Here is a 1,597-nt window from a genome sequence, read left to right as displayed (position 1 = left end):
GTGGCGGTGCGTGCAGAATTCCTGTAGCCACTGCAGTCCGATAACTTTCTGCTTTCATCCCGACATTTTTCATTGCATGTTCCTATGATTCATTTTTCAAAATATTGTTCAATTAAAGTGGCCATTGGTAGATCAGTGGATCATTTTCTTTCGAATGATGGCAATGTTGATGTTTGTCATGTTCAGCGTTCACAAGATGATGAGCATATTCCTCGTCCACGCCATCTTTACGGATACAACAGCCTTCTACATATTGGCTGCTGCCATCCAGATAAAATTCTTCTTTCCAGACTGGTACTTCGTGCTTGACCCGTTCTACCGCTTCTTCACAGGCAGCAAAGGCTTCCCTGCGATGTGCTGCATAGGCAATGGCAATAATGGCTTTTTCACCAATATCCAAAGCGCCAATCCTGTGAATGACCCGAACATAGGACACACCAAATTTGTACTGAATCTCCTGCTCAATCTGGCGAATCATTTTTTCCGCCACGGGTGCATAAGATGTATATTTCAGTGCTTTAACCGCTTTACCTTCATGATGATTACGTACCGTGCCAATGAACACCCCAATACCGCCACATTCTGGAAAATGCTCAATCTGATCAAAACTGTCTAAATTTAAGGCGGTATCCTGAATTCGTGAAAATGCTTTCAGCTGTTCCATTTCAACCTCCTGCCACGGGTGACAATAGCACCAGAGTCGTGTCTGCGTGAAACTGGGTTTGACGTGAGATAATGTCCTCGCCGATGGCACAGGCACAGCGTTCAATCATGGTAAAAGCTGCCGGATACTCCTGCCCAACTTGAGCCAAAACTTGCCCAACCGTACTATTGGGGCTGCAGATCATCTCCAGATTTGCAGGTAACTGACGTTCAACCGCACCGAAGGCTTCAATTTTAATTTTGATCTGTGACATCTTAACCTCCAAGCATATGCATGCTGATTTTGCGGCTGTTTTTATTCATGCGCTGATTTTCCAACCGTTGTGCTATGCCGTGATAACCTGATTCTTTGTTCCAGATATAGTGTGATAACGCAGCATGCAAGCTCAGTTCACTCAAAGGTTCAGAAGCATTAAGGGCTTTAATTTCAGTTTTTAGATTCAAACCTTGAGGCGCAAACAGGCAGTTATAGAATTCACCTTGTGCGGTTAAACGTACCCGGTCACACGTTCCACAGAATGAATTGGTAATGGTGGAGATGATTCCGATCGCATGACCCTCAATAAAATACTGTCGTGCCGGCTCTGAACTTGAACGAACTGAAGAAGCATCTTGGTTCGTTACTGCAAATTCAGTATTTAATATTTCTAAAATTTGCTGTTCACTGACCACATGTTCGCTCGACCATTTCCGGTCACCATCCAGCGGCATAAATTCAATAAAACGTAAGCTGATTTGTTCCTGAACTGACCAGCGCGCCAAAGACAAAATTTGATTGTCATTGATCCCGTTCATTAATACGCTATTGATTTTAATCGGTAGTCCAACGGCTTGAGCTGCACGAATTCCGTCGAGTACGGGTGCTAAATCTTTTTGCGTGAGTTGTTTAAACTGATCAGCATCCAGACTATCCAAACTGATATTCAGATCATCC

Annotated in this window: 2 protein-coding genes and 1 pseudogene; all 3 read right to left on the bottom strand. The window is 43.8% G+C overall.

Annotation, left to right across the window (positions count from 1 at the left end):
- Positions 1 to 112: 112 nt before the first annotated feature.
- Positions 113 to 664 carry a molybdenum cofactor biosynthesis protein MoaE gene (locus tag WAK81_RS11500; RefSeq protein WP_422196922.1) on the bottom strand — a complete coding sequence of 184 codons (552 nt, stop codon included), beginning with the start codon at positions 662 to 664 and terminating at the stop codon, positions 113 to 115.
- A 1-nt stretch (position 665) separates the two neighbouring features.
- Complete coding sequence (locus tag WAK81_RS11495; RefSeq protein ID WP_422196921.1) at positions 666 to 917, bottom strand: MoaD/ThiS family protein; 252 nt, start codon at positions 915 to 917, stop codon at positions 666 to 668.
- A 1-nt stretch (position 918) separates the two neighbouring features.
- Positions 919 to 1,597 (bottom strand): annotated as a pseudogene (locus WAK81_RS11490) (GTP 3',8-cyclase MoaA); the annotation flags it as partial.

It is taken from the genome of Acinetobacter sp. (genome assembly GCF_049284435.1).
GTDB lineage: Bacteria > Pseudomonadota > Gammaproteobacteria > Pseudomonadales > Moraxellaceae > Acinetobacter.
Note: the sequence above shows the minus strand (reverse complement) of the source record. Positions and strands in the feature narration are given on the sequence as shown.

Bases quoted from the DNA above. Each gene is read 5' to 3' on its own strand.
- WAK81_RS11495 (WP_422196921.1), bottom strand. From the start codon at position 917: ATGTCACAGATCAAAATTAAAATTGAAGCCTTCGGTGCGGTTGAACGT.
- WAK81_RS11500 (WP_422196922.1), bottom strand. From the start codon at position 664: ATGGAACAGCTGAAAGCATTTTCACGAATTCAGGATACCGCCTTAAAT.